Below are 23,643 nucleotides of genomic sequence, written 5' to 3'. Positions count from 1 at the left end.
AATATCCTCGGATTTTATTGCTTAATCATGTTTTTTTTAACAATCTGCAGTAGAAACGGGTGATTAGCTTTGTATTAAAAATTAATTCACACATTCATCATACTATCAATTTCAATTTACCATTAAAATGAAATCAAAAATTATTTTGACTGCACTATTGTCAGTTTCATTATTCGCTTGTGGCCAGGAAACCCCTAAAGTAAAACATAAAAAGAGCACTGCCTCTTCAAAATCGACGGTTAAAAAAGTAAAATTTGCCAATGCGGAAGATCCTATCTGTCACATGAAAACGGAAGATGATATGAAAGATACGGCAGTCTATAAAAATAAAACGTACGGTTTTTGCAATAGCCTATGTAAAGACGAGTTCAAAAAAAATCCTGAGAAATATGCCCAAAAATAATAAGACCAAAAACGGAACCAAGAGAAAGGTGATCATTCCGATTGCGATTTTCGCTCTTCTGTTTCTGGGAATAGGTGTTGGAATGGGATATTTTAAGAAGAACCTGTATACCGTAATGAAGGTTCCCGATTTTGAACTCACCGACCAGAATAATAAAAAAATCACCAATAAAGACATGCTGGGAAAAGTATATCTGGTAGAGTTTTTCTTTAGCAGATGTCCTACGATTTGTCCTGTGATGAACCGGAATATGAGATTTATTGAAGATGAGGTAAACAGTCCTGAATTTGGGATTATTTCAATAAGTATAGATCCGGAAAATGATACACCTGCCACATTGAAAGAACATGCTAAAAGTGTAGGAGCCAAATCCCCGGACTGGCATTTTCTTACCGGAAACAGAGATTATATCGGAAAACTGGCAGACCAGTTCAATATCTATGTGGGAGATAAGGAAGACGACAGCGAAAGCCTTAACCACAGCGGAATGATCGCCTTGGTGGATAAAGAAGGAAATATCCGTTGCAGATACAATAAAGACAATATGCCCATCCTGTATTACTCAGGATTGAATTATGAAGATCCTGAGGAAAAAACCCCTAAACTTAACGGGAAGTATCATCCAGATCGGGAAATATTGATCGAGGATATTAAGAAATTATTGAAATAGAGTAGGGAAAGGAAGATGGAAGAATGAAGCTGGAAGTTAATGATGCGGATAATGATGAATGATGGTCATTAATGTAAATGATTAAAAGACCAATGAAATTGTGGTCGTGGAGTAGAGGAGTCTTAATGTAGAAAGTTAATGACTGGAATAATGATTGGTGAAAGTCATGAATGCAGATGATTAAAAAGATAAGATGATGAAGTGTAGTCGTCTTCAGACAGAAATGACTTCCCTTTTCCATCCTCCTGCTTTCCTTCTATAAGTATAAAAATATTGTTAAACCATAAAACAAAACGTTATGAAGATTTTGAAAATAGCAGCTTTAAGTGCCGTATTCGCCGCACAGTTTGCTTTTGCGCAGTTTAAGCAGACACCGCTTCCTTATGCATACAATGCACTGGAAGGTTCGGTAGACGCACAGACAATGGAAATTCACTATTCAAAGCATGCTGCAGGTTATGTTGCCAATCTGAATAAGGCAATTGCGGGAACACCTCAGGAAAAGCAAACCCTCTTCCAGATCCTTTCAGAAGTTTCCAAACTTACGCCGGCAGTAAGAAACAATGCAGGAGGACATTACAACCACGAACTTTTCTGGACCGTTCTTACCCCTGTAAAAGACACCAAACCTTCTGAAAAGCTGGCTAAAGCGATTACGGAAACTTTCGGAAGCATGGATGCGTTCAAAGAAAAGATCAGTAAAGCAGGTGCAGACCGTTTCGGTTCAGGATGGGCATGGCTTTCTGTGGATAAAAACGGAAAATTATTCGTTTCTTCTACAGCGAATCAGGATAACCCTTTGATGGATGTAGTAGAAGAAAAAGGAACTCCGATTTTAGGAATTGACGTTTGGGAACACGCTTATTACCTGAAATACCAGAACAAAAGAGCAGACTATCTTACTGCCATCTGGAATGTGCTGAACTGGAAAGAGGTAAGCAGAAGATATGATGAAGCCCTAAGCAAGAAATAACAGATGAATTTAATTTGCAGCATATTCCTCACTCTTTATATGGCGTTCAGACCTCTGATCCCATTGGTGGAGTATGCTGTAAATTATGATTATATTTCCACCGTTCTCTGCATCAATAAAAGCAAGCCGGAGCTTCACTGTAACGGTAAATGCTACCTGAGCAAAGAACTCGCAAAAACGAATAATTCAGATTCTTCACCTTTAAACAAAACCAAAAATTCAGGACAGAAAATTCTTGATATCTGTACGCTTCCTGAAATTACAGAAATAAAAAAAGCAGAAAGTTTTCTTTCTCTGAACTTCAATTTTCTCTACGAAACAGCCTATTCTTTTCTGTTTCTCAAACACATATTCAAACCACCGGTTTTTTAAGTTCAATTTTAATCATTACAAAAACCACAAAGAACTGAAGGTTTTAAAAAGCTTAAGTGTTCTTCTATGCAGTTTTTCCATACACTTTAAATAACTAAAGTGTCAAAAAATTTTTGTGCCTTTTGTGGTTTAAAAAATGAATGTTCACCCATTCAAAAGTATTTCTATTTCAAAAAATTCAACTTAAAAAATCAAAATGAAAACCTATAAATTTTTATCATTATTCTTTATTGCCTTTAGTCTATTCACTTTATCCTCATGTCAAAACAGTGATGATGACGATTCACAGGATACTTCAACCGGAAACCTTCAGATCAAATTTGAAAACGGATTCAATAATCTGGGCGATATTGTATTAAACCAAACGGTGCAGATTTCAGCAGCAGGGCAGAAGCATAACTTTTCAGCCCTGAAATATGTCATCAGCAACATCACACTGATTGACGAAGGCGGAAATGAATTCAAATACAATGAAAACAATCCCGACAAAGGCGCTTTCATCATAGATCAGGCCGATGCTGTTGCAGGTGTTGTTTACCTTGATCTGAACGGAATTCCGAAAAATAATTACAAGAAAGTAAAATTCGGACTTGGGATCAGTCAGAAGGCTTACCTGTTGGGACAGGACGGTCAGGCAGAGTTCTGGACGAAAGCCAAGCAGAAAGGAATGTCCTGGTCATGGGCAGCCGGCTATGTCTTTGTAAAACTGGAAGGTAAATATGGAACTGCTTCCCCAGATACAGAATTCATGAATCACACCGGAAACATGGGAAATGTAACGGCTAATAATACGCCGGATCTTTACCGGGAAATTACGTTGAATCTTCCGACAACTGCCAGAGTAACTTCTCAGATAAAACCTTCTATCCACATCCTTGCAGATTTGAATCAGTTTCTGAGCGGGAGCAAAACACTTTCCCTTACTACAGAAAATAATATGATGATGGGTTCAAGCCAGCATTTGGTGGATGTTACCAATAACCTTACCGCAATGTTTAAAGTAGATCATGTTCATAATGATTAGGATTTTATTAAAAACAATGCTGCTGGTCATTATTTTTCTGAGCTGTTGGTCCTGTTCAGATGAGGTAATGCAGCCACTGGAAAAAGATGAGGTCTATTCATTGCATTTTCCGTCGTACTTTCCGGAAATGACGTTCGATGCATCCGGTAATCCGGTGACAAAAAACGGAGTAGAGCTGGGCAGAAATTTATTTTATGAGGGCAGGCTTTCCAGAAATAATACCATATCATGTGGTTTCTGTCATATTCAGGAAAATGCTTTCACGCACCATGGCCATACCGTGAGCCATGGAGTGGACGACAGAATAGGGATCCGTAATGCACCACCCATTCAAAACATGGCATTCCTGAAAAGATACATGTGGGACGGCGTAATCCATAATCTGAACGAACAGCCGATCATTCCGATCACGGATGCCAATGAAATGGACAGTTCCATGCCTGAGGTGATTTCTAAATTAAAGGATGATCAGAAATATAAAAAACTCTTCATGGCAGCTTATGGTGATGAAAATATAACCGGTGAAAGAGTCTTGAAAGCTCTGTCGCAGTTTATGGTCAGCATGATTTCCGCAGATTCAAAATATGACAGGGTTAAACAGGGAAAAGAAAATTTTACCTCTGAAGAATCCCAGGGAATGGCTCTATTCAGTCAGAAGTGTGCTTCCTGCCACAGCGGAGAACTATTTACCGACGAGAGTTTCAGGAATACGGGAATGTATTACAATGCCCAGTTCAAAGATGCGGGCCGCCATCGTGTAACCCTTGATCAGAATGACTGGATGAAATTCCGTGTACCAAGTCTCAGAAATGTAGAATATACCGCACCTTATATGCATGACGGAAGGTTTTATACGCTGGCCGCAGTTCTTAATTTCTATTCAGATAGTGTGGAAGACAATCCCAATCTGGATCCGCAGCTGAAACAGAACGGGCATATCGGAATTGCGATGAATACACAGGAAAAGCAGTTTGTCATTACCTTTTTGAAAACCTTATCTGATAAAAACTTTATTTCTAATCCAAAATTTGCAGAATAAACAGAATGAGCATGAAAACAATAATTTTTATACTGAGCCTGACATTATCTTGGGCCTGTCAGGCTAAAACCATCAACGACAGTCTGTATATCGCAGATCCTATAAACAGGATTGTATTTGATGACTGTGATGCTTGTGGCTGTGCGGCAGGAAACGGTTCTTCCGGTTTTGAGTCTTTACTGAATCCTCAGTTTATCGGGATCAAATATTTTGCCCAGCATTATAAAGCCAAAGAAAACCTTTTTGTAAAAGATCTTACACAGGATCAGTATTTCAATACCCTGCAGGTTTGGGGAAAAATTCCATTGACAGAAAAGCTGAGTGTATACGCTAGCCTGCCATTTCATTTTCATGAGAAGAGAACAATTCAGGGCGATATCGACATTAATGGAATCGGAGATCTGAACCTGATGGGAATTTACCGGATCCTCAGTTCCAAAGATCATTTCCATCAGCTCAACGGTGGTTTGGGGGTGAAAATTCCTTTGGGAAAATTTGATGAAAAAGGAGCTTCAGGAGTCAATCCAAGTTTTCAACTGGGAACGGGAAGCTGGGACTACCAGGCTGCTTTGAACTATAAGTTTCAAAAGAATAAGCTGGCTGTGCTGATCAACACAGATTACACCGTAAAAACAGAAAACAAAAAGAATTACCGTTTCGGAAACCAGTGGAATTATGCCGCAACAGCTTTTTATCAGCTTGCAGGAAATGAAAAAGCTATTTTCTCTGCCAAAGCCGGACTTCAGGGCGAAGTCTATGATAAAAACAAACAGTTTGATGAGGTATTGCCTAATACAGCAGGAAGCGCTTTATATGGAAAGCTTGGTTTTGAGGCTTCGTATAAAAAGTTCAGCCTGGGTGGAGAAGTCATGCTGCCTGCTTATTCCAATCTGGCAAGCGGGGACATTGAAGCAAAATCCAGGTTCAGTGTTTTTATCAATTTTGGAATTTAATATAATGGCCAAAGCCACCAGGTACAGATTGTTCAATCTTTAGTCTCGTAAAAATTTCAAACTTTAATCTAAAAAACAGGTGGCTGAGATTCCCGAGCCACCTGTTTTTAATACATCTTCTTAATATTTTCTGTTTTTCATAGTGTTGAGAATTAATTTATTATGCCGTTATTGCATATATTAAGTTATTTTCTATCTTTGCCGCAATCTGGTGCGCTGTAAAAAGCACTTAAAAGGGAACCTGGTGAAAATCCGGGACAGACCCGCTGCTGTAAGCTCCACATCAAAGTTTTTGAAGAGTATATCCACTGTTTTTTTTATGGGAAGGATTTCAAAAACGGAGTAAGTCAGAAGACCTGCCAGAAGATAAACGTTTGATGCTTTCGTGGAATAAAGCTTAGGACAACAATGATTCTGTGCAGTAACAGCTGCGCTTTATCTTTGCTATCTTATATCCATTAGCGTCAGCATTATTCTCAATGAGCTAATGGTCAGAAAATGTACTGCTTCACAGTTTAAAAAAGGAGTTATCACATTATTTGTGATGGCATCTCAACTTATATTCTCTCAATCCGGAGACACCATCCGGGAAAAAACCATCCTCCCGATTCAGCTTTACAAAAAAGATTTTAAAGAAATCCTTCCTGCCCAGATCCTGTCCGGCGAACAGCTGGAAAGACTGAACAGTCAGTCGGTGGCCGATGCCTTACGGTATTTTTCGGGAGTTCAGATCAAAGACTATGGCGGAATGGGCGGCCTGAAAACTGTCAATATCCGTAGTATGGGAAGCCAGCATGTGGGTGTTTTCTATGACGGTATCCAGCTGGGAAATGTTCAGAACGGAATCGTGGATCTTGGAAAGTTTTCACTGGATGATCTTGAAGCCATTTCTTTATACAACGGCCAAAAAAGTGAAATTTTTCAGCCGGCAAAGGATTTCGGATCTTCCGGATCGATTTATCTTCAGCCTAAAATACCAGTTTTTAAAGGGAATCAGAAGACCAACTTAACGGTGAAGCTGAAATTAGGCTCCATCAGTTTATTTAATCCTTCCTTCCGTGTGGAACAGAAGCTTTCAGAGAGAATTTCGGCAAGTTTCAGCTCGGAATTTGTACAAAGCGATGGATTGTATAAGTATAAATACGAAAAGAAAAATTCTGATGGATCTGTTGCCAATGATACCATTGCAAGAAGATATGATTCCTACATCCGGGCGAAACGTTTCGAAGGCGCCTTAAACGGAACCATTAATGATGGAAGCTGGAGCGTACGCGGCTACGGCTATATTTCCGATCGTGGAGTTCCCACAGCCATTGTTAATAATAATTTCACGCCTAAAGGTCAGCAGATGCTGGATGAGAGCTATTTTGTTCAGGCCAGTTTCCGCAAAAAACTGTTTCCAAAATTCGAAACACAGTTCAAAGCGAAATTTGCTTATGACTACACCCGGTTTTTAGATACGGTGAATGTGGCAACAACCGTTCTTCCGATAGATAATTCGTATGTTCAGAGAGAGCTTTATTTTTCCAATTCCAATATCTATTCTATTAATCAAAACTGGGATGTAAGTGCGAGCTTTGACTTTCAGTATAATAATCTAAATGCCAGTCTGAGAGATTTTTCATACCCTACACGATATACTTCACTCGTTGCTTTTGCTACAACCTATCAATGGAACCGGTTTAAATTTTTGGGAAGTATTCTCGGGACTTTCGTTCATGAAAACGTAAAAATGAATGCGAAGTCTCCTGATAAAAACGAATGGACCCCTTCCGCTTTTCTGAGCTATCAGCCTTTAAAATCCAAAGAGCTTACCGTAAGAGCTTTCTACAAAAGAGTCTTCAGGATGCCGACTTTCAATGATCTGTATTACACCATGATCGGGAATGTGATGCTGAAACCTGAATACACAAATCAGTATGATGCAGGTTTTACCTACGAGAAGCTCTTTGACCATCAATTTTTTAAAGGTATTTATGTGAAAGTGGATGGCTATTATAATGAAGTTGAGAACAAGATTATCGCTGTTCCTACCACCAATCTTTTCAGATGGATGATGGTGAATTTGGGTGAAGTGAAAATCATCGGGGCAGACGTGAATGTGCAGGCTGAATTTGACATTAATAAAGTGAAACTGAAACCTTTGGTAAGCTATACCTATCAGCGTGCCGGGGACTATACTGATAAAAGTGACGATTATTACGGTGACCAGATCTCCTATGTGCCATGGCATGCATTGACTTTTACCATGATGGCAGACTATAAAAACTGGAGTTTCAATTACAGTTTTATGTACACCGGAGAACGCTATGATGCCCAGCTGAATAATATCAAAGCCAATTATCTCCAGCCATGGTACACGCATGATTTATCCGTTCAGAAAAAATTCAACTGGCATTCTCACCAGATTAAAGCCGGTTTTGAGGTCAACAATGTCCTTAATCAATACTATGACGTGGTCAGGAATTATCCGATGCCCGGAAGAAATTTTAAACTTATTGTAAGCTTTACATTATGAAAAAACTAAACTTTTGCCTGCTGGCTTTTACTCTTTTCTTTCTGTTCTCATGTAGGACGGATGACAATATAGTTCCTTCGGAAACCAAAGAGGTAAGCAACGGAGAAGATACACCTATTAAAGGGTTTTATCTTCTGAACGAGGGAAATATGGGGAGCAACAAATGTACGCTCGATTATTTCGATTATGCGACAGGAACGTACCGTAAGAATATTTACGGAGAAACCAATCCTTCCGTGGTTAAAGAGCTTGGTGATGTGGGAAATCATATCATGATCTACGGAAGTAAAATGTATGTGGTGGTAAATGTTTCCAATAAAATTGAAGTGCTGGAAGCAAAAACGGCCAAACGAATCAAAACCATACAGCTGCAGAACTGCCGTTATCTGGCTTTTAAAGGTAATAAAGTCTATGCCAGCAGTTACGCAGGTCCCGTTGAATTGAATCCAAATTCTCCTCCGGGAAAAGTAGTGGAAATTGATACGACATCCCTGAATATTGAAAGGCAGGTAGTAGTCGGGTATCAGCCTGAAGAGATAGAAGTGATGGGAGATCAGCTTTTTGTAGCTAATTCCGGAGGTTACAGATTTCCGAATTATGATAAAACCGTTTCTGTCATCAACCTCAATACATTCACGGAAACAAAAAAAATTGATGTAGCCATTAATCTTCACCGTATTAAAAAGGACAACTACGGAGATCTGTACGTGAGTTCCAGAGGGGATTATTACAATATTCCATCCAGTCTTTTCCTTGTGGATGCCGCTACAGGAACCGTGAAAAAAGATTTTCATGTCGCTGTCAGCGGAATGACGATCGTGAATGACAAGCTGTATTATTATGGGAATGAATTTAATTACAATACCCATACATACGTCAAAACCTTTGGAATCATCGATGTCAAGACAGAGCAGGTGATTTCCAACAAAATTATTGACCAGCAATATGTGGACGAGATCAAAGCACCTTACGGAATTGCTGTAAATCCCTATACAGAAGATATTTATCTAACGGATGCGAAAAACTACGTGACCACCGGCTATGTATACTGTTTTGATAAGACCGGAAAATTCAAGTGGAAAACAGAAGGCGGGAATATCCCTGCTCACTTTGCTTTTTTATATAAATAATCAGATCAGAAAAAATGGAAAGAAAAACAAAACATATTTTAAAAACGATACTTCTCTCTTCAGTCCTGCTGGGAGCTGCAGCCTGTAAAAGCGACAGCGAAGAAGTGGTAGAAGAAGTAACTTTTCCTGCTGAAGTACTTAAAGAATCCTATACGATCGACAGGCTTAAACTTTTGAGTATAGACCCTAAAATTGAAGGTAAACTAACCTGGAGCATTAACGATTCTGTGATTTCCGATTATCTGCAACTGGATTTTGTCAGTTCCACTGTGCAAAATTATCCTTTGACCTTGAAAGTAGAGGTGAAAGGAGCGGCGAAGATCTATAAGTCCACGATCATTGTGAATAAAGAGCTGACCCCTTACAGTAAATATATATCAAATGTTTTTGATTTCCGTCCGGCCACGGGCCAGTTCATCAATGAGATCCCTGAATATGTAAACGGAAACACAGAGGCTGATATGATCAAAAGGGCCAAAGAATCCTTAGTAGGCGAAAATGCTACCATGATTACGCTGGGAGGTTTCGGCGGTTATGTTGCTTTTGGCTTCGATCATACCATTCCTAATCTTGAAGGAAGAGATTTTAAGATTCTGGGAAATGCTTTTTGGGGAAACAGTGCCAATGCCACCCGGTCAGGATCATGTGAGCCCGGAATTATCATGGTGGGCTACGACAAGAATAAAAACGGAAAACCGGATGAAGATGAATGGTATGAAATTGCGGGCAGCGAATATTTTAAAAATTCAACGACAAAAAACTATACTATAACTTACTTCAAGCCCAATGAGAACAAGCCCCCCGTTCCCGGAAGTGAGTTTTGGCAGACTGATGTGGAGTACATCAAATGGCAGGATAATTTTGGGAATTCAGGATTTAAAACTAAAAATACCTTCCATACACAAAGCTATTATCCTTTGTGGCTTTCCGGTGCTTCTTACAGCCTTACGGGAACCAGATTGAAGGATAATTTTTACGACCAGAGCGGGACGGGGGCTTATTGGGTAGGAACATCTTATGATTACGGCTATGCAGATAATGCGCCGAACAATGATGAGGCTTCCAACATCGACATTTCCTGGGCTGTAGATAAAAGCGGGAATTATGTAAAGCTTCCCGGTATCGATTTTATCAAAGTATACACCGGAATCAATCAGGAAGCAGGATGGCTTGGGGAAGTTTCTACAGAAGTGGCAGGAGCTTACGATCTGCATCTTAAATAAAATAAATTTTAATATATAATTCGAAAAAATGAAAAAGTTTTACCTTTTGACCATGCTGTTCTTTTTTGCGTTCTTTACGAATGCACAGGTGGCAGTACAGGGAGTACCCAGAAATGATATTCAGGGTATTGGCAGCAACCAGCTGAATACAACAGTAACCACCAATATCAACTTCTCCGATATTCAGTATTGGGTAGGTAGCGGTACTAATGAAGCGGCTTTTGTGGTTCAGTGGAACGACAGCAAGAATCCTGATGCCTTGGTATGGGGCTTCCGATGGAACGGAAATGCTACCGGAGAAGATATGCTGAAGGCAATTGCAAAGGCAGATCACAGATTTTTTACATTGTTTTATCCGGGAACCCAGTTCGGAACAGCCATCGGAGGAATGGGGTTTGACCTAAACGGTCAGAATACCAACGCACTTTATAAAAACGGGAATACAACCTATCCTCTTTACCCTGTAAATGGCATTGTAAATACAGGTGCATATGATTTCGATGATTTTACGGCTGCTGATGCCGGGGATCATTGGGGATCAGGATGGTACAACAGCTACTGGTCTTATTGGGTAAAAGATCCTACGGATGCTGATTTTGGATATTCAGGAGTAGGGGCTTCTTCCCGTGTGCTTCAGAACGGTTCATGGGATGTATGGAATTTTAGCCCAGGGTTGGCTTCTTTTCCTATTTCTTCAACGCTGACACCCGTATCTGTTTATGCTGCTTCTGCTTCTTCTGTTTCTACCAATTTTACTGACGGTTACTTTATGGTCAATGAAGAATGGTTCGGGCATACCAACGGTTCTGTAAATTTCATTGGCAATAATGGGCAGGTTAATTACCGTGTGTACAGCAATGCCAATAACAATCAGGCCTTTGGTGCTACAACGCAATACGGAACAATCTACGGAGATAAATTCTATTTTATTTCGAAGCAGGCTGCAGATGGCGGAGATACTCAGTATACTCCGGGAGGAAGGCTGGTAGTAGCGAATGCACAAACGATGCAGAAAATTGCAGGATTTAATAATATTGGCGGCGGCGACGGAAGATCCTTTGTAGGAGCTAATGAAAACAAAGGATACATCGGAGCTTCGAATGGTATTTTTGTATTCGATATCGCGAATATGCAGGTTGGAAGCCTGATAACCGGAACAGGCGGAGGCGGTCAGTATGCCGGCCAGATCGGAAATATGATCCGTTCTTCAAAATATGTATTTGCCGTGAAGCAATCTGCAGGAATTTTAGTCATTGACCCGGCGACAGATACGCTGGTGAGTACGATTCCGGGAGCTTTTCATTCTATTGTTCAGGCTAAAGACGGAAGTATCTGGGCCATTCAGGATCAGAAAGTGGTGAATATTCATCCTACGACTTTTGCAACCACTTCTTACAATATTCCTACGACCAAATATTTGGGTTCATGGGGAGCGTGGAATGCAGGAAGCTTTTCAGCGAGCAGCAAACAGAATGTTTTATACTGGATCAACTCAGTTAACAGTTTTGTTTCAGGAACACAGATCGTAAAATTTGATGTAACGACAAAAGCATTTAACGAAAGTTTTGCGACCATTCCGGGACAGACAGGTACTTACAAACAGATTCCTTACGGGGCAGGACTCCGTGTGAACCCAACCACTGATGAGCTGATTCTGAATACTACTGAAAGCGGTTTTGGAGCACACTATCAGAAAAACTGGATCCATACTATTGGCGTTAACGGAACCATTACCAATACAAAAACACTTAATGATTACTATTGGTTCCCTGCTATGGCAGTATTCCCTGATAATACGCTTCCTATGGTGAGCAGTACATTTCCATCTCAGGTTAATGTGAATAATGCTTCTGTAATAGACCTGAAAACAATAGTTTCTGACGAAGACAATCTTTCATCTGCTATTGTAAAATCAATTAAGTCAAACTCAAATCCGGCTGCAGTTTCTGCAGTGATCAATGCGAATGACGAACTGGTTCTAACTCCGGTTGCTTCAGGAACGGCTGATATTAAGATCAGTTTTAATTCAAATGGAAGGGTAGTAGAGAAACTGCTTACTGTCAACAGTACAACTTCTACTTTGGCCACGGCAGAAGTGAAGAAAATTGAATTCAGTATTTACCCGAATCCGGTGACAGATATTTTAACTCTTAAAACTCAGGAAAAGATCCTGAATGTTACCATTTATGACGCTTCCGGTAAAATAATAAATGCACCGCTGAACAACGGCCAGATCAATGTAAGTATGCTTCCGAACGGAGTATATATTCTAAAAGCTGTAACTGATAAAGCAGCATATCAGCAGAAGCTGATCAAGAAATAACCATCACAGTCTATATATTTCAATGAACCGGCGGCCCATTTGGGCCGCCGGTTTTTTTACTTTAAAGCAGGTAGTAAAAGATTTCGGCAGGCTGAAAGCCTGCCGAAATCTTTAATATGTATTATTATTTAATTATTGATTCTGATCTTACGGGAATAAGTTTTTTTGTCTTTCGTTTCTATCGTCAGTATATAAATTCCTTCAGGCTGTGGAGAAGACAGTTCAAAAGTTTTGGAAGTAAGGGTAGAGCGGTGTACCTCTTTGCCGGAAGTATTTCTTAGGGTAACTTCAGACCCTTCCAATGGAACAGTACCACTCAGAGTAATCTGTCCGGCCCTGCTGTAAGCCATAATGGTGGCAAGAGGATCCTGGTAAGCATAATACACCCTGAATCCGCCACCCAAGCTTAGTACACCGCCACTCAGTCTTATTTTAACTGCGTTGTAGGAGCTGACGGGAACAAATTCAATAGTTGCTCTGGAAGGATTGTCGGAAAGCTTCAGTAAGTTTCCGGTTATCATTTGACTGTCATTGTTGGCTGTCGTTCCGCTCATCGTCTCTATGTATATGCCACTTAGGAGCTGAACAGTGAGAGGAATATCATTGGTACCGATACCAATGACTAATTTAGTATTGATTCTCACTTCAGGGAATCTCAAGGTCTGTTCAACACCACCTAATAAAACGGTGCCCATAACCATAGTAGAATAGTTGTCTTCGTTATCGCCCAAGGCATTCAATGGATTTTGCACGGCACATCCCAGGCATACTCCATAGACATTGGAGAGTTGATCATGGGCATAGATTCTGTTTTGCGCCTGTGTATTGCCCGATTGGAATAAAAAAGCTAAAAATAACGCGGCCTGAAAAAGACGGCCCTTTGAAAGTAAAATGGATTTCATGCTATAGAGATTTTTGGTTAATGCTTTATCCAAATTTAAGCATAAAAGTGAAGGTGGGCAATATTATTTCTATTTAATGTGAATTATATAATATTAATAACTAAACAGAGACTTATCAGATTTATCTATGAGTTCACCCACCTTATTTCCAAAGGAATTATTTTTTTCTCCCTTTAATATTAGGTAAAAAAGCAGTTATTATACCCATAAGAGGTAAGAATGCACAGATTTTAAATACATATTCAATGCTGGTATCATCTGCCAAAGCTCCCAGAACAGCAGAACCGATTCCACCCATCCCAAACATAAAACCAAAAAACAATCCGGCCACCAATCCAATTTTATTGGGCAAAAGGTCTGTAGCATATACCAGAATTGCAGAAAAAGCCGAAGCAATAATTAACCCGATTAAAACCGCAAATACCACAGTCCATACTAAGGGAAGATATGGAAGACAAAGAGTAAAAGGTGCTGCTCCAAGTATAGAAACCCATATGATTTTCTTTCTTCCGTATTTATCACCCAGCCTTCCTCCTAAAATGGTTCCAATAGCAACCGCTGCAAGAAACATGAATAAATATAATTGGGAATCCTTTACAGAAATGTGAAACTTATCAATGAGAAAAAACGTAAAATAATTAGTCATGGATGCCAAATAAATGTACTTAGAAAATACCAGTGCCAGCAGAACGGTAATAGAAAATATAACCTTTTTGCGGGACAGTTCTACAGTTATGATATTACTGGAATGCTGCGTTGCTTTTTTAAGAGATAACCTTTCCGCATACCAGTTCCCAATTCTCCATAGCACTATAATTCCTATAAAAGCAGCGATAGCAAAAAGGCTTACATAGCCCTGCCCCAGAGGAAGTACAATTAAAGCAACCAATAGAGGACCAATAGCACTCCCTGAATTTCCACCCACCTGAAAAATGGACTGGGCAAGTCCTTTTTGCCCGCCGGATGCCAATTGGGCAACTCGTGATGCCTCTGGATGAAAAATGGAAGATCCCATCCCGATTAATGCCACTGAAATCAGGATCATATAATATTGATGGGCTGCTGCTAAAAGTAACAATCCTGCCATTGATAATCCCATTCCTACTGCTAAAGATCTTGGATTCGGCTTTTTATCCGTATAAATTCCAACGAAAGGCTGTAAAATAGATGCAGTAAGCTGAAACACCAATGTAATGATACCAATCTGAGAAAAGGACAGGCTGAATTCCCCTTTTAGAATAGGATATAATGAAGGGATTGTAGACTGTATCAGATCATTTAAAAAATGAGAAAAGCTGATCATAAATAAGATCGGGTAAACAATTTTGCTGGTGTCAATTGCCTTTGACTGTAGATTTTCCATGAATTGTAATTTTATTCATCATATCATCTGATGAATTTTGTTAAAAATTTATTTTAATACACTCTGTCAACGATCAGTTGTGCAATACGCGCTGCATTTTCAGAATCTTTATTTTCAATAGACTTATAAAGATCCGTATGTATTTTTTGTGAGATTTTAAAAGATTCTGTGTTATTTTTATGACTGGTTTCAAAAGTTCTGAGGATATGCTTACTTGCAATTCTGTAAATTTCTTTCAAAAGAGTATTGCCACAGGCTTCAGCAATAGAGATATGAAAATTAATATCAGCTTGGTAGCATTCCAGCGCCTGGTTTTTCTTCGCAAACTGATCTCTGAGATCCAGATACATTTTAATCGTCTCTAGCTCCTTTTCACTTCGGCTGGTAGCTGCTTTTGCCGCTATCTTTGAATCTAAGAGAGAACGCACCTCATACACTTCGTTGAATTCAGCATTGTTGATCTGATCCTCCAGTGATTCCTGGATGTTCTTCGAAGTAACAAATGTACCCACACCCTGCTGTACACTCAGGACTCCTTTTATTGATAAAATTTTTATTGCTTCACGGATACTGGAGCGGCCTACACCATAGATCTTCATCAGTTCCGGTTCAATCGGAAGTTTATCGCCTACCGCATATTCTTCATTGGTAATCCCCTGAATTAATCTGTCTGCGACTTCCTGTGCTAATGTTTTTCTCTGGATTTGCATAAATACATCTTATCATCTGATGATTGCAAAGGTATGACTTTTAATATTTCTGACCATAATTTTTAAAAGAATTTTATTTAGAGAAAGAATGACAAAAACAAGTTGTATCCACAAAGCTCATCAATAGAAAAAGAGGCTATTATTTAATTCCGGTTTTTTACATATACTTCATTTTAAAAAACACCAGTAAAATGACTTTACAGGTGTTTAGCTTTAGAATAATTGTTAGATAAAGAATATTTATCTTAATTCAGACCATGTAGTGCTTACTGCAACACCAGTACCAATATTAATTCTATAAACTCCCCCTGCCGGAACCATAAAAGTAGCACTTCCCCTGATGCTAGGCCAAGACTGTTCTATTGCCACCAGCATATTATTAACATAGCACCACGAAGTCTGATTATTACTATCATTACCAGTGGTGTACATTACTGTAATTGGATAAGGTAAGGTGTTCGTATAATTTACACCATGAAACCTGGAAGCTGATACATCAACTAGAGTTGAGGCCAGTGCACCAAGATGCACCCACTTTGTTCCGTCATTGTAATAGAGGCCGGGTGTTACATTGTTAGGAGAAGTTCCTGCCGTAGCTGTATTATATATCACCATACCTTGTACATGAGCAGTAAGCGGAGCGGCCAGATTGGTAGCGGTAAGTGCAACACGGTTAGGTAAAAATCCCTTATTGTTAGCACCAAGTTCTAGGCCGGCATTTACATTAGGACTACTGCTGCCTATGCCCACAGTATTTTCAATAATAGCACCATTGGTCGGTGCCGCAATACCAATATAGCCGTTGCCTACAGAGGCGTTACCGTTAATCGTTAACCGATTAATAGGTGTATTTGTGCCGACACCTACATTGCCTGTTTGAGCATCTACCATAAGGTTATTGAAGGTAGTCAATACAACAATGAATAATAATTTTTTTTTCATGAGAGCTATATATTAAAATATTAAAAATCGGATGATGCATATCCATGTTCGAAAAAAATTAATATTTTTTTCGCTTACAAGAGATAAGAAAATTAACAACGTCAATTTTGTTGACCTGTGAAGGGTGAATACTGCTTTCTTAATTTTGCTTATTAAGTATTTCTTTCAGTTGTTTTATTTCTTCAGCCATTTCCTGTACAGATTTTATTAACATTGGTACAAGTTTACTGTAATCAACCATCCACGGTTCTTTTTTTTCATCAGCACCTCCGGGAGTTACTGCCTGAGGATATATCTTATATAGTTCCTGGGCTAATACTCCTGTAGCTAAGTCCTTTTTTTGATCTGCCTTATAGTTATAGTCGTAGATCCCGATTTTTTTTAATGTTTCCAATCCAAACTGCGAGGGATGTATATTTTCTTTTAAACGCATGTCGGAAGTGGCATTATAAAGCACCCCTGTAGCTGTGTGTGAGATAGAACCAATAGGTGCACCATTAATGTAAAAATTAATAAGCTGACCGGTTGAGGCACTAACTGATTTGGTTACGCATAGTGGAGCTCCTGCTCCGTTACGTTGTATGCCAACCCAAGCATCACCACTGGCAGTCGTATAAGTCTCAAAACCGTTGATATTGGATGTTCCATGCCATATAGAGCCAGATTGGACTTCTGTGCCTGCCAATGATTTTATATTTCCTCTTACATCCAATTGAGCTTGCGGAGCATCTGTATTGAGGCCTACAAAACCTAATTGACCATCCTGGCCTGACATTACAAAGGTATTAGGAGATAAATTCCCAGCTGCATCTACTACCTGTAAGCGAATATCTGTAGCCTGATTTCCTCTGATATATGTATATTTATTGTTACCTCCTTCTATGTCATATCCAAAAAAGGCCCTACCATTCACAACAATGCTTCCTGACTTAGCTATGTTCGAACCTCCAAATGGATCAAATTGGGCAATGATACCCTTAGCAAACGGTGCGGGGTTATCATCCGATGTAGCTTGTACATGTAAAGCGCTCAAAGGAGTATTAGTTCCAATCCCGGTATTTCCCTCGATAATAGCACCATTAACAGGTGCTGAAACTCCCGTATAGGTTAAACCTACTGAAGCATTGCCGTTAACGGTCAGCTTATTGGTCGGTGAGGATGTACCAATGCCTACATTGCCGGATTGCGCATGTACTTCGGCACTAAAAATTATTAATGCAAGAATAAGAGCGTTCTTTTTTTTCATAAATAAAATATTTTAGTTTATTAAGCGTAACAAAAGCTAGAATTTTTAATAGAATTCTAAATCCGAGCTCTTCTTCTATACAGAAGAAGAGTAATCATGGAAATTAAAATTTGTATTTTTAGAATCATTTTTAAAATTATTACTGTTGGGAATGTAATAGTAACTACTATCGCCAGGTAAAGATATTTGGTTTAGTTAACATAATACAAAATGTACTTGTACGTTTATCTCTATGATAATGTAGAACAAAAACCACATGTTTAAGGTTGCTTTATTCAAAGAAATTACGCATGGTTTTGATAAATGCTTCTATATTGACCATAAGCCCCGATACACTTTCTAAAGGCAAGGTTAAAAGTATTTTCAAAAACCTCTTTGGTCAACTGTAGATGTGTATTTGTAATTTATATTCGGAGGTATCTAAATAGGAGTAGAGGAATTTGCTTTCTTCATTTGTTCCTTTTGTTCGATTTGCTTTAGAGTTCCAGCGCAGTGGTTCATATTCTTTTCCTGTGGATACTTCTTTGGGAATATCATGGAGATTCGCAAATAGATTGGTTTCGGTCCCACTCACATAGCTTTTGGCTTTCTTCAAATAGAAGAGAAGTGAATAATTTGCAATCATGATTTCACGTATTAAGGTTAAATAAATTAACACTGTAGTGAAGATGAATCAATATGTTAATGTAACTAACATATTTCATGTAATTAATTATGGCATTTCCAGTGGGTGGGTTGCTCGTTGTAATTGACTCACTGAATAACTCACTTTTTATTTGTGAAAAATTGAATATTTGGGTGACCTTATATATAAAAAAACCTGCAAATCATATGATTTGCAGGTTTTTACATGTTTCGATTAGAAACTTTGTAGCCCGTAGGGGAATCGAACCCCTCTTACCAGAATGAAAATCTGAGGTCCTAACCGATAGACGAACGGGCCATCTATCTAACACTAAATAATTAGCGGGTTAGATTTTTTGTTTTTATAAGTTTCAACTCTTATTAACCACCCGGTTAGCAGTGATTAAATTTTGTAGCCCGTAGGGGAATCGAACCCCTCTTACCAGAATGAAAATCTGAGGTCCTAACCGATAGACGAACGGGCCTACTATACTTTTACGCTAATTTATTAACGTGCTTTGTTAATTTGCTTTTCAAGTTAGCAGCTTTGTTCTTGTGGATAATATTTCTCTTAGCTAATTTATCCAATAAAGCGATAACCTTTGGCAGTTGCTCTGTAGCAGCAGCTTTGTTCTCTTCATTTCTTAAGACTTTAAGAGCAGTTCTAGCAGTCTTGTGATAATATCTGTTACGAACTTTTCTAACTTCGTTTTGTCTGATTCTTTTTAATGCTGATTTATGATTTGCCATATCGTTCAAATGTGAGTGCAAAACTATAAACTTTTTTTTAATCTGCCAAATTATTTTTTAAAATTTTTCAATTTTCTTCGGACAGGTATTTTCTGAGTTTATCTATTGCTTGTTCTATTTTTAAATTCTCTTGTTCTCGTTCTATTTTCTTGATCGTGCTGCTTAGCATGATCATCGCATTGTTCCATTCTCCAGTGGTATTGGTAAAGGAAAGTCCGTCAATTGTTACTTCAAAGGCAACCCTTTCTCCCGTCCTGTAAAGTCTGAAACTTATCTTATCATCCCTGCCTGTAATCCCCTCTTCATTGATTTGTAAATCATAACTTTTTGGGTTAGAGTGGATTTTCTTAAAAAGAAGTTTTGCTTCCTGTATTTTTAAATCCGGCATGATATCAAATTTGGTAGCCTATAGGGGAATCGAACCCCTGTTGCAAGAATGAAAATCTTGAGTCCTAACCACTAGACGAATAGGCCAAATTTTGAGGTTGCAAAAGTAATGATTAACTTTTTAACTTCAAAATTATTTTTTACGTTATTTAAAAACTTTTTGGATAATAGTATTCTTGATTCCCTTGGATTCAAGGTCTTTTTGAAGCTTTACAGCATCCTCTAAAGTATATACTTTACCATACGTGTAATAAAACACTCCATTGTCTTTATTTCTCTCCACATCTTTCAATGTCTGAAGAATAAACGAATTGCCATTCAATTTGTCGCCTGTATAGACCTCTATGGTATAATACCCCGTCAGCAGTTTTTGATTAGGCATAAATCCTACGGCATAAGCATTTCTGAACCCTGCATCCTTAGCTGTTTTAAGGTTGATATCTCTGATCGAAGCCATATTGGTAACTCCGTAGTAATATTTGTACTGTCCGTTGTCTTTAATAGGGAGAATATAGTTTAAGCCCTTTAATGCCGGATCTCCGTCGTTGTATTTAACAGGGGAGCTCAGCAGTAAAATCCTGAAATCATTTTTTAAAGGAGATTCAGCAGGCTTTTCAGGTTCGGGTTTTTTGGCAGCGATAGACGATCCGCCTGTTTTTCTGTCAATTGCTTTTTTATAATCGATGATCGCATTATAGATACTTTCCGCAATTTCGGTTTGTCCCTTATCAGAAGCAAGATAATGGCTTTCTTCAGGATGGTTGATGAAACCGGTTTCTATCAGTACAGAAGGCATCGCATTCATACGAAGTACGTGAAGGTTTTTCTGGAAAACACCTCTTGAAAATCTTTTATCCTTATTTACAAAATTACCTTCAACCAGTCCGCCAAGTAGCAAACTTGATTCAAGGTATTTGTTCTGCTGAAGTTTTAGTGCAATAAGAGATTCCGGAGAGCTTGGGTTATAAGATCCGAAGGTCTGTCTGTCTTTTTCATCAAGAAAGATCACATCATTCTCTCTTTTTGCCACTTCCAGGTTTTCATCATTCTGGTTGGGCCCCTGTACATAAGTTTCAGTTCCGTAGGCTGTAGGTCTTTGTGAAGAATTACAGTGAATGGAGACAAAAAGATCGGCTTTGCTCCTGTTGGCCAGATTGGTTCTGTCCGAAAGAGAAGGATATTCGTCGAATTTACGGGTATATATAACTTTGAAATCTCTGTTTTTTTCCAACATGGCCCCAACTTTGAGAGTAACGGCAAGTGTAACGTCTTTTTCTGCAACCCTTCCGATATCTGCATAAGTCCTGTTCGCTCCGTGGTCACTTCCCCCATGACCAGCGTCCAAAACGATCGTAAATTTCTTTTGTGAAAAAATTAAAATGCTGGAAAGAAGAAGGAGAAATGATAAAATTATTTTAAATTTTTGTTTGTACATCTTACAGTTTTAAAAATTATACTAATTTTGAGCCTTAATTAAAGAATAAAATTGGCCAAAACCGTCCTCAAAAATATATTACAAATTTTAATTATCCTAATTTTTAACAATTTTTTAGCACAGAAAACCCCTGAAAAATTGCCTAAAAATGTGGTTAATGATACTATTCCCAAAAAGGATACCATTATTGTAAAAAAGGAAGCTTTAGATGATGTTCTCCGTACAAAGGCGGATGATCAGCGTAGAGATGTTCCGAAAAAAATGACATTTCTGAATAAAAATGCCCAGGTAAAATACCAAGACATGCAGATAGATGCAGATTATATTTCTATTGACGACAACAAAAATCTGATCTATGCCCGCGGAAAACAGGACTCTTTAGGGAAGATCATAGAACCCGTAATTACCACTCAGGCTGGGAAAAAGTATGAAACCAATGAGTTCAGCTACAATACCAAAACCAAGCAGGCTATTGCTTTTAATGCCAGAACAGAAGAAAGCGAAGGGGTAATCACCGCACAGAAAACCAAAAAATATAATGATTCTGTTTTTGCCATGAGAAACGCAGATTATACAACAGATGAATACTATATCAAGAAAAAAGATACGGCCTCGGATTACTTTATGCGGGCATCCAACATCAAGCTGATCAAGACGAAAAACAAATCGCAGATTGTTACAGGCCCTATTCAGATGTATATAGAAAGAGTGCCCACTCCTCTTATTCTTCCGTTTGCCATTCTTCCGTTTTCAGAAAAGAGGGCAGCAGGTATCCTGATCCCGAGTTTTGGGGAAAGGGAAGATGTAGGATTTTTTCTTAACGGATTGGGATATTACCAGCCAATAGGGGAGCATTTTGATCTTAAAATACTGGCAGATATCTATACCAAAGGAAGCTGGAACCTAAGACCGCAGATGAATTATCTGAAGAAATACAGGTATTCCGGAACTTTTACAGCGGATGTCGGAACCATGGTGAGAGGAATTAAAGGTTTGGATGATTATACCAAAAACAGCACATACAGAATTGCATGGACGCATACTCAGGACACAAAAGCAAATCCTTTCCTGACTTTCAGTGCTTCTGTGGATATCGTAAGTACCAAGTTTTACAACAATCCACTCAATAACAACTATATTTTCAATCAGAACGTTCTGAATACACAGCAGAGTTCAGCGGTAACAGTCACAAAAAGATTCCTAAAGCTGCCTGCAACCATTACCGGGACAGCCTCCTATTCTCAAAACTTTGCCACCGGGCTTGCAGATCTTCGTCTTCCTCAGATGAATGTGGCAATCAATCAGTTTTATCTGTTTAAATCGAAAACAGGAGTGAGACAGGGTCTTCTTGAAAATATTACAGTGAACACAGGTTTTAATCTGACGAACTTTGTAAATACACAGGAAAACGAGCTTTTTACAAAGGCAATGTGGGATAAGATGCAGACAGGACTGAAAAATAATATTGCATTGGGAACCAACACAACGGTGGCCAAATATTTCACGTTCAGTTTAAGTGCCAATATTGATAACGCTTTAACGACTAAGACACTTAAAAAATATTATGATCCTGTAAAGAATGCGGATGTAGACGAAATTCAGAAAAATATTGCCGGATATTCCACCTTCTCTTCATCTGCCAGTCTTCAGACCACTCTTTATGGTATGCTGAAGTTTAAAAAAGGTTCTGCGGTAGAAGCGGTAAGACATATGATGACACCAAGTCTTAGCTTTACCTATTCACCGGATTTCTCAAGCCCCGGTTTCGGATATTATAAAAACTATTATAATGCAGAGGGAGCCCTGACCCCTTATTCTATTTTTGAAAAAGGAATTGTGGGAAGCCCGTCAAGCGGAGTGGTAGGAGCCTTAGGTTTTAATATTGGAAACAATATTGAAATGAAAGTAAAATCTAAAACCGATTCTACCGGTGTAAAGAAAATAAAAATCTTTGAATCTCTTAACCTTTCAGGGAACTACAATTTTGCAGCGAAAGATCATCCATGGTCTGTATTCAGCATCAACGGACAGTCTTCTTTCTTCAATAATAAATTAAATGTGAATACCAGTCTCTCACTGGATCCTTATAAAATTGTCTTTGCTCCGGGTGCAACACAGGGAGTGAGAACGGAACAGTTTGGACATTTCAGTGTACAGGGTTTCAACGTACAGTTATCATATCCTTTAAGCAGCGAACTCTTTGGCGAGAAAACAGATTATGCCAAAAAGTATCCGGCAAAAGGAGAAATAAGAAATGAAAATTATTATTTTGACGATGATAATTATGCCCATTTCGACCAGGCATGGACTTTGAATATCAATGCCAACTATGCTTATTCAAAAGGATTGTCGGCACTTGGTACTAAGATTGCTTCTGTAGGTCTGGACGGCAGCATTAAGCTAACCCCTTACTGGAATATCAACGGGAGTACGCACTTTGATCTTGTGACGAAAGATCTTGCTTATACAAGAATCGGGTTTACCAGAGATCAGCGGAGTTTCACGATCAACTTCAACTGGGTTCCTTTCGGACAGTATAAGGTATATGACTTCTTTATCGGTATCAAAGCTAATATCTTAAGTGATGCATTGAAATACAAAGACAGAAGTTTTACACAGCCTGGTGCACCTTTCTAATATCAGATTGACAATTGTA

At 38.7% G+C, this 23,643-nt stretch carries 20 protein-coding genes, 3 tRNA genes and 1 riboswitch; of the genes, 12 read left to right on the top strand and 11 right to left on the bottom strand.

The features are described from left to right. Positions 1-127: 127 nt before the first annotated feature. The 11 genes from V6R96_RS01260 (at position 128) to V6R96_RS01210 (ending at position 12,628) form a co-directional block, all read left to right on the top strand. Positions 128-403, top strand: a complete 276-nt coding sequence (locus tag V6R96_RS01260) for a YHS domain-containing protein (RefSeq protein ID WP_336377757.1) — start codon at positions 128-130, stop codon at positions 401-403. Next, on the top strand, positions 390-1,073 hold the full coding sequence (locus V6R96_RS01255; RefSeq protein ID WP_336377756.1) for an SCO family protein: 684 nt from the start codon (positions 390-392) through the stop codon (positions 1,071-1,073). Before V6R96_RS01260 ends, V6R96_RS01255 begins: the two co-directional genes overlap by 14 nt. A gap of 298 nt (positions 1,074-1,371) precedes the next feature. Then, the gene (locus tag V6R96_RS01250) at positions 1,372-2,046 is read left to right on the top strand and encodes a superoxide dismutase (RefSeq protein ID WP_223558203.1); all 675 of its coding nucleotides are present in this window, start codon (positions 1,372-1,374) and stop codon (positions 2,044-2,046) included. A gap of 3 nt (positions 2,047-2,049) precedes the next feature. Continuing rightward, on the top strand, positions 2,050-2,418 hold the full coding sequence (locus tag V6R96_RS01245) for a hypothetical protein (RefSeq protein ID WP_336377755.1): 369 nt from the start codon (positions 2,050-2,052) through the stop codon (positions 2,416-2,418). 196 nt (positions 2,419-2,614) lie between these two features. After that, positions 2,615-3,442: an MbnP family protein gene (locus tag V6R96_RS01240; protein ID WP_336377754.1), complete on the top strand. Its 828-nt coding sequence runs from the start codon at positions 2,615-2,617 to the stop codon at positions 3,440-3,442. Next, the gene (locus V6R96_RS01235) at positions 3,435-4,481 is read left to right on the top strand and encodes a cytochrome c peroxidase (RefSeq protein WP_336377753.1); all 1,047 of its coding nucleotides are present in this window, start codon (positions 3,435-3,437) and stop codon (positions 4,479-4,481) included. Before V6R96_RS01240 ends, V6R96_RS01235 begins: the two co-directional genes overlap by 8 nt. 11 nt (positions 4,482-4,492) lie before the next feature. Continuing rightward, positions 4,493-5,434, top strand: coding sequence for a transporter (locus V6R96_RS01230; RefSeq protein WP_336377752.1), 942 nt, complete (start codon positions 4,493-4,495; stop codon positions 5,432-5,434). Positions 5,435-5,626: 192 nt separating this feature from the next. Further along, positions 5,627-5,813, top strand: a riboswitch (cobalamin riboswitch). Between the two features lie 165 nt (positions 5,814-5,978). After that, the gene (locus V6R96_RS01225) at positions 5,979-7,952 is read left to right on the top strand and encodes a TonB-dependent receptor domain-containing protein (protein ID WP_336377751.1); all 1,974 of its coding nucleotides are present in this window, start codon (positions 5,979-5,981) and stop codon (positions 7,950-7,952) included. Beyond that, on the top strand, positions 7,949-9,082 hold the full coding sequence (locus V6R96_RS01220) for a YncE family protein (RefSeq protein ID WP_111957000.1): 1,134 nt from the start codon (positions 7,949-7,951) through the stop codon (positions 9,080-9,082). Before V6R96_RS01225 ends, V6R96_RS01220 begins: the two co-directional genes overlap by 4 nt. Positions 9,083-9,096: 14 nt before the next feature. Beyond that, positions 9,097-10,305: a cell surface protein gene (locus tag V6R96_RS01215; RefSeq protein ID WP_336377750.1), complete on the top strand. Its 1,209-nt coding sequence runs from the start codon at positions 9,097-9,099 to the stop codon at positions 10,303-10,305. Between the two features lie 28 nt (positions 10,306-10,333). Then, complete coding sequence (locus V6R96_RS01210; RefSeq protein WP_336377749.1) at positions 10,334-12,628, top strand: DUF5074 domain-containing protein; 2,295 nt, start codon at positions 10,334-10,336, stop codon at positions 12,626-12,628. Positions 12,629-12,756: 128 nt separating this feature from the next. On the opposite strand, the gene V6R96_RS01205 is transcribed toward V6R96_RS01210, so the two are convergent. From V6R96_RS01205 to V6R96_RS01155, 11 genes are all read right to left on the bottom strand, one after another. After that, on the bottom strand, positions 12,757-13,530 hold the full coding sequence (locus V6R96_RS01205) for a T9SS type A sorting domain-containing protein (protein WP_336377748.1): 774 nt from the start codon (positions 13,528-13,530) through the stop codon (positions 12,757-12,759). A gap of 157 nt (positions 13,531-13,687) precedes the next feature. Beyond that, the gene (locus V6R96_RS01200; protein ID WP_336377747.1) at positions 13,688-14,893 is read right to left on the bottom strand and encodes an MFS transporter; all 1,206 of its coding nucleotides are present in this window, start codon (positions 14,891-14,893) and stop codon (positions 13,688-13,690) included. A 53-nt stretch (positions 14,894-14,946) separates the two neighbouring features. After that, complete coding sequence (locus tag V6R96_RS01195) at positions 14,947-15,603, bottom strand: FCD domain-containing protein (RefSeq protein WP_336377746.1); 657 nt, start codon at positions 15,601-15,603, stop codon at positions 14,947-14,949. Positions 15,604-15,843: 240 nt separating this feature from the next. After that, on the bottom strand, positions 15,844-16,353 hold the full coding sequence (locus V6R96_RS01190; RefSeq protein ID WP_336377745.1) for a hypothetical protein: 510 nt from the start codon (positions 16,351-16,353) through the stop codon (positions 15,844-15,846). 331 nt (positions 16,354-16,684) lie between these two features. Beyond that, on the bottom strand, positions 16,685-17,791 hold the full coding sequence (locus V6R96_RS01185) for a tail fiber domain-containing protein (protein ID WP_336377744.1): 1,107 nt from the start codon (positions 17,789-17,791) through the stop codon (positions 16,685-16,687). An 871-nt stretch (positions 17,792-18,662) separates the two neighbouring features. Further along, a tRNA-Glu gene (locus V6R96_RS01180) sits at positions 18,663-18,734 on the bottom strand. A gap of 94 nt (positions 18,735-18,828) precedes the next feature. Further along, positions 18,829-18,900: transfer RNA gene (locus tag V6R96_RS01175), tRNA-Glu, on the bottom strand. A 10-nt stretch (positions 18,901-18,910) separates the two neighbouring features. Further along, positions 18,911-19,165 carry a 30S ribosomal protein S20 gene (gene rpsT, locus V6R96_RS01170; RefSeq protein WP_040993501.1) on the bottom strand — a complete coding sequence of 85 codons (255 nt, stop codon included), beginning with the start codon at positions 19,163-19,165 and terminating at the stop codon, positions 18,911-18,913. A gap of 67 nt (positions 19,166-19,232) precedes the next feature. Beyond that, on the bottom strand, positions 19,233-19,553 hold the full coding sequence (locus tag V6R96_RS01165; protein WP_111957012.1) for a hypothetical protein: 321 nt from the start codon (positions 19,551-19,553) through the stop codon (positions 19,233-19,235). A gap of 11 nt (positions 19,554-19,564) precedes the next feature. Further along, positions 19,565-19,639: transfer RNA gene (locus V6R96_RS01160), tRNA-Glu, on the bottom strand. Positions 19,640-19,697: 58 nt separating this feature from the next. Next, positions 19,698-20,987, bottom strand: a complete 1,290-nt coding sequence (locus tag V6R96_RS01155) for an N-acetylmuramoyl-L-alanine amidase (RefSeq protein ID WP_223558214.1) — start codon at positions 20,985-20,987, stop codon at positions 19,698-19,700. Positions 20,988-21,038: 51 nt separating this feature from the next. On the opposite strand from V6R96_RS01155, the gene V6R96_RS01150 reads away from it, so the two are divergent. Next, positions 21,039-23,624 carry a putative LPS assembly protein LptD gene (locus V6R96_RS01150; RefSeq protein WP_111957016.1) on the top strand — a complete coding sequence of 862 codons (2,586 nt, stop codon included), beginning with the start codon at positions 21,039-21,041 and terminating at the stop codon, positions 23,622-23,624. The last annotated feature ends 19 nt before the right edge of the window (positions 23,625-23,643 follow it).

It is taken from the genome of Chryseobacterium sp. CCNWLW53, from assembly GCF_037083525.1.
GTDB lineage: Bacteria > Bacteroidota > Bacteroidia > Flavobacteriales > Weeksellaceae > Chryseobacterium > Chryseobacterium lathyri.
This window is presented reverse-complemented; position numbering and strand designations above follow the sequence as displayed.

Excerpts from the sequence above, each read along its gene's own strand:
- V6R96_RS01260 (WP_336377757.1), top strand. The coding sequence starts at position 128 with ATGAAATCAAAAATTATTTTGACTGCACTATTGTCAGTTTCATTATTC.
- V6R96_RS01255 (WP_336377756.1), top strand. The coding sequence starts at position 390 with ATGCCCAAAAATAATAAGACCAAAAACGGAACCAAGAGAAAGGTGATC.
- V6R96_RS01250 (WP_223558203.1), top strand. The coding sequence starts at position 1,372 with ATGAAGATTTTGAAAATAGCAGCTTTAAGTGCCGTATTCGCCGCACAG.
- V6R96_RS01245 (WP_336377755.1), top strand. The coding sequence starts at position 2,050 with ATGAATTTAATTTGCAGCATATTCCTCACTCTTTATATGGCGTTCAGA.
- V6R96_RS01240 (WP_336377754.1), top strand. The coding sequence starts at position 2,615 with ATGAAAACCTATAAATTTTTATCATTATTCTTTATTGCCTTTAGTCTA.
- V6R96_RS01235 (WP_336377753.1), top strand. The coding sequence starts at position 3,435 with ATGATTAGGATTTTATTAAAAACAATGCTGCTGGTCATTATTTTTCTG.
- V6R96_RS01230 (WP_336377752.1), top strand. The coding sequence starts at position 4,493 with ATGAAAACAATAATTTTTATACTGAGCCTGACATTATCTTGGGCCTGT.
- V6R96_RS01225 (WP_336377751.1), top strand. The coding sequence starts at position 5,979 with ATGGCATCTCAACTTATATTCTCTCAATCCGGAGACACCATCCGGGAA.
- V6R96_RS01220 (WP_111957000.1), top strand. The coding sequence starts at position 7,949 with ATGAAAAAACTAAACTTTTGCCTGCTGGCTTTTACTCTTTTCTTTCTG.
- V6R96_RS01215 (WP_336377750.1), top strand. The coding sequence starts at position 9,097 with ATGGAAAGAAAAACAAAACATATTTTAAAAACGATACTTCTCTCTTCA.
- V6R96_RS01210 (WP_336377749.1), top strand. The coding sequence starts at position 10,334 with ATGAAAAAGTTTTACCTTTTGACCATGCTGTTCTTTTTTGCGTTCTTT.
- V6R96_RS01205 (WP_336377748.1), bottom strand. The coding sequence starts at position 13,530 with ATGAAATCCATTTTACTTTCAAAGGGCCGTCTTTTTCAGGCCGCGTTA.
- V6R96_RS01200 (WP_336377747.1), bottom strand. The coding sequence starts at position 14,893 with ATGGAAAATCTACAGTCAAAGGCAATTGACACCAGCAAAATTGTTTAC.
- V6R96_RS01195 (WP_336377746.1), bottom strand. The coding sequence starts at position 15,603 with ATGCAAATCCAGAGAAAAACATTAGCACAGGAAGTCGCAGACAGATTA.
- V6R96_RS01185 (WP_336377744.1), bottom strand. The coding sequence starts at position 17,791 with ATGAAAAAAAAGAACGCTCTTATTCTTGCATTAATAATTTTTAGTGCC.
- rpsT (WP_040993501.1), bottom strand. The coding sequence starts at position 19,165 with ATGGCAAATCATAAATCAGCATTAAAAAGAATCAGACAAAACGAAGTT.
- V6R96_RS01165 (WP_111957012.1), bottom strand. The coding sequence starts at position 19,553 with ATGCCGGATTTAAAAATACAGGAAGCAAAACTTCTTTTTAAGAAAATC.
- V6R96_RS01155 (WP_223558214.1), bottom strand. The coding sequence starts at position 20,987 with ATGTACAAACAAAAATTTAAAATAATTTTATCATTTCTCCTTCTTCTT.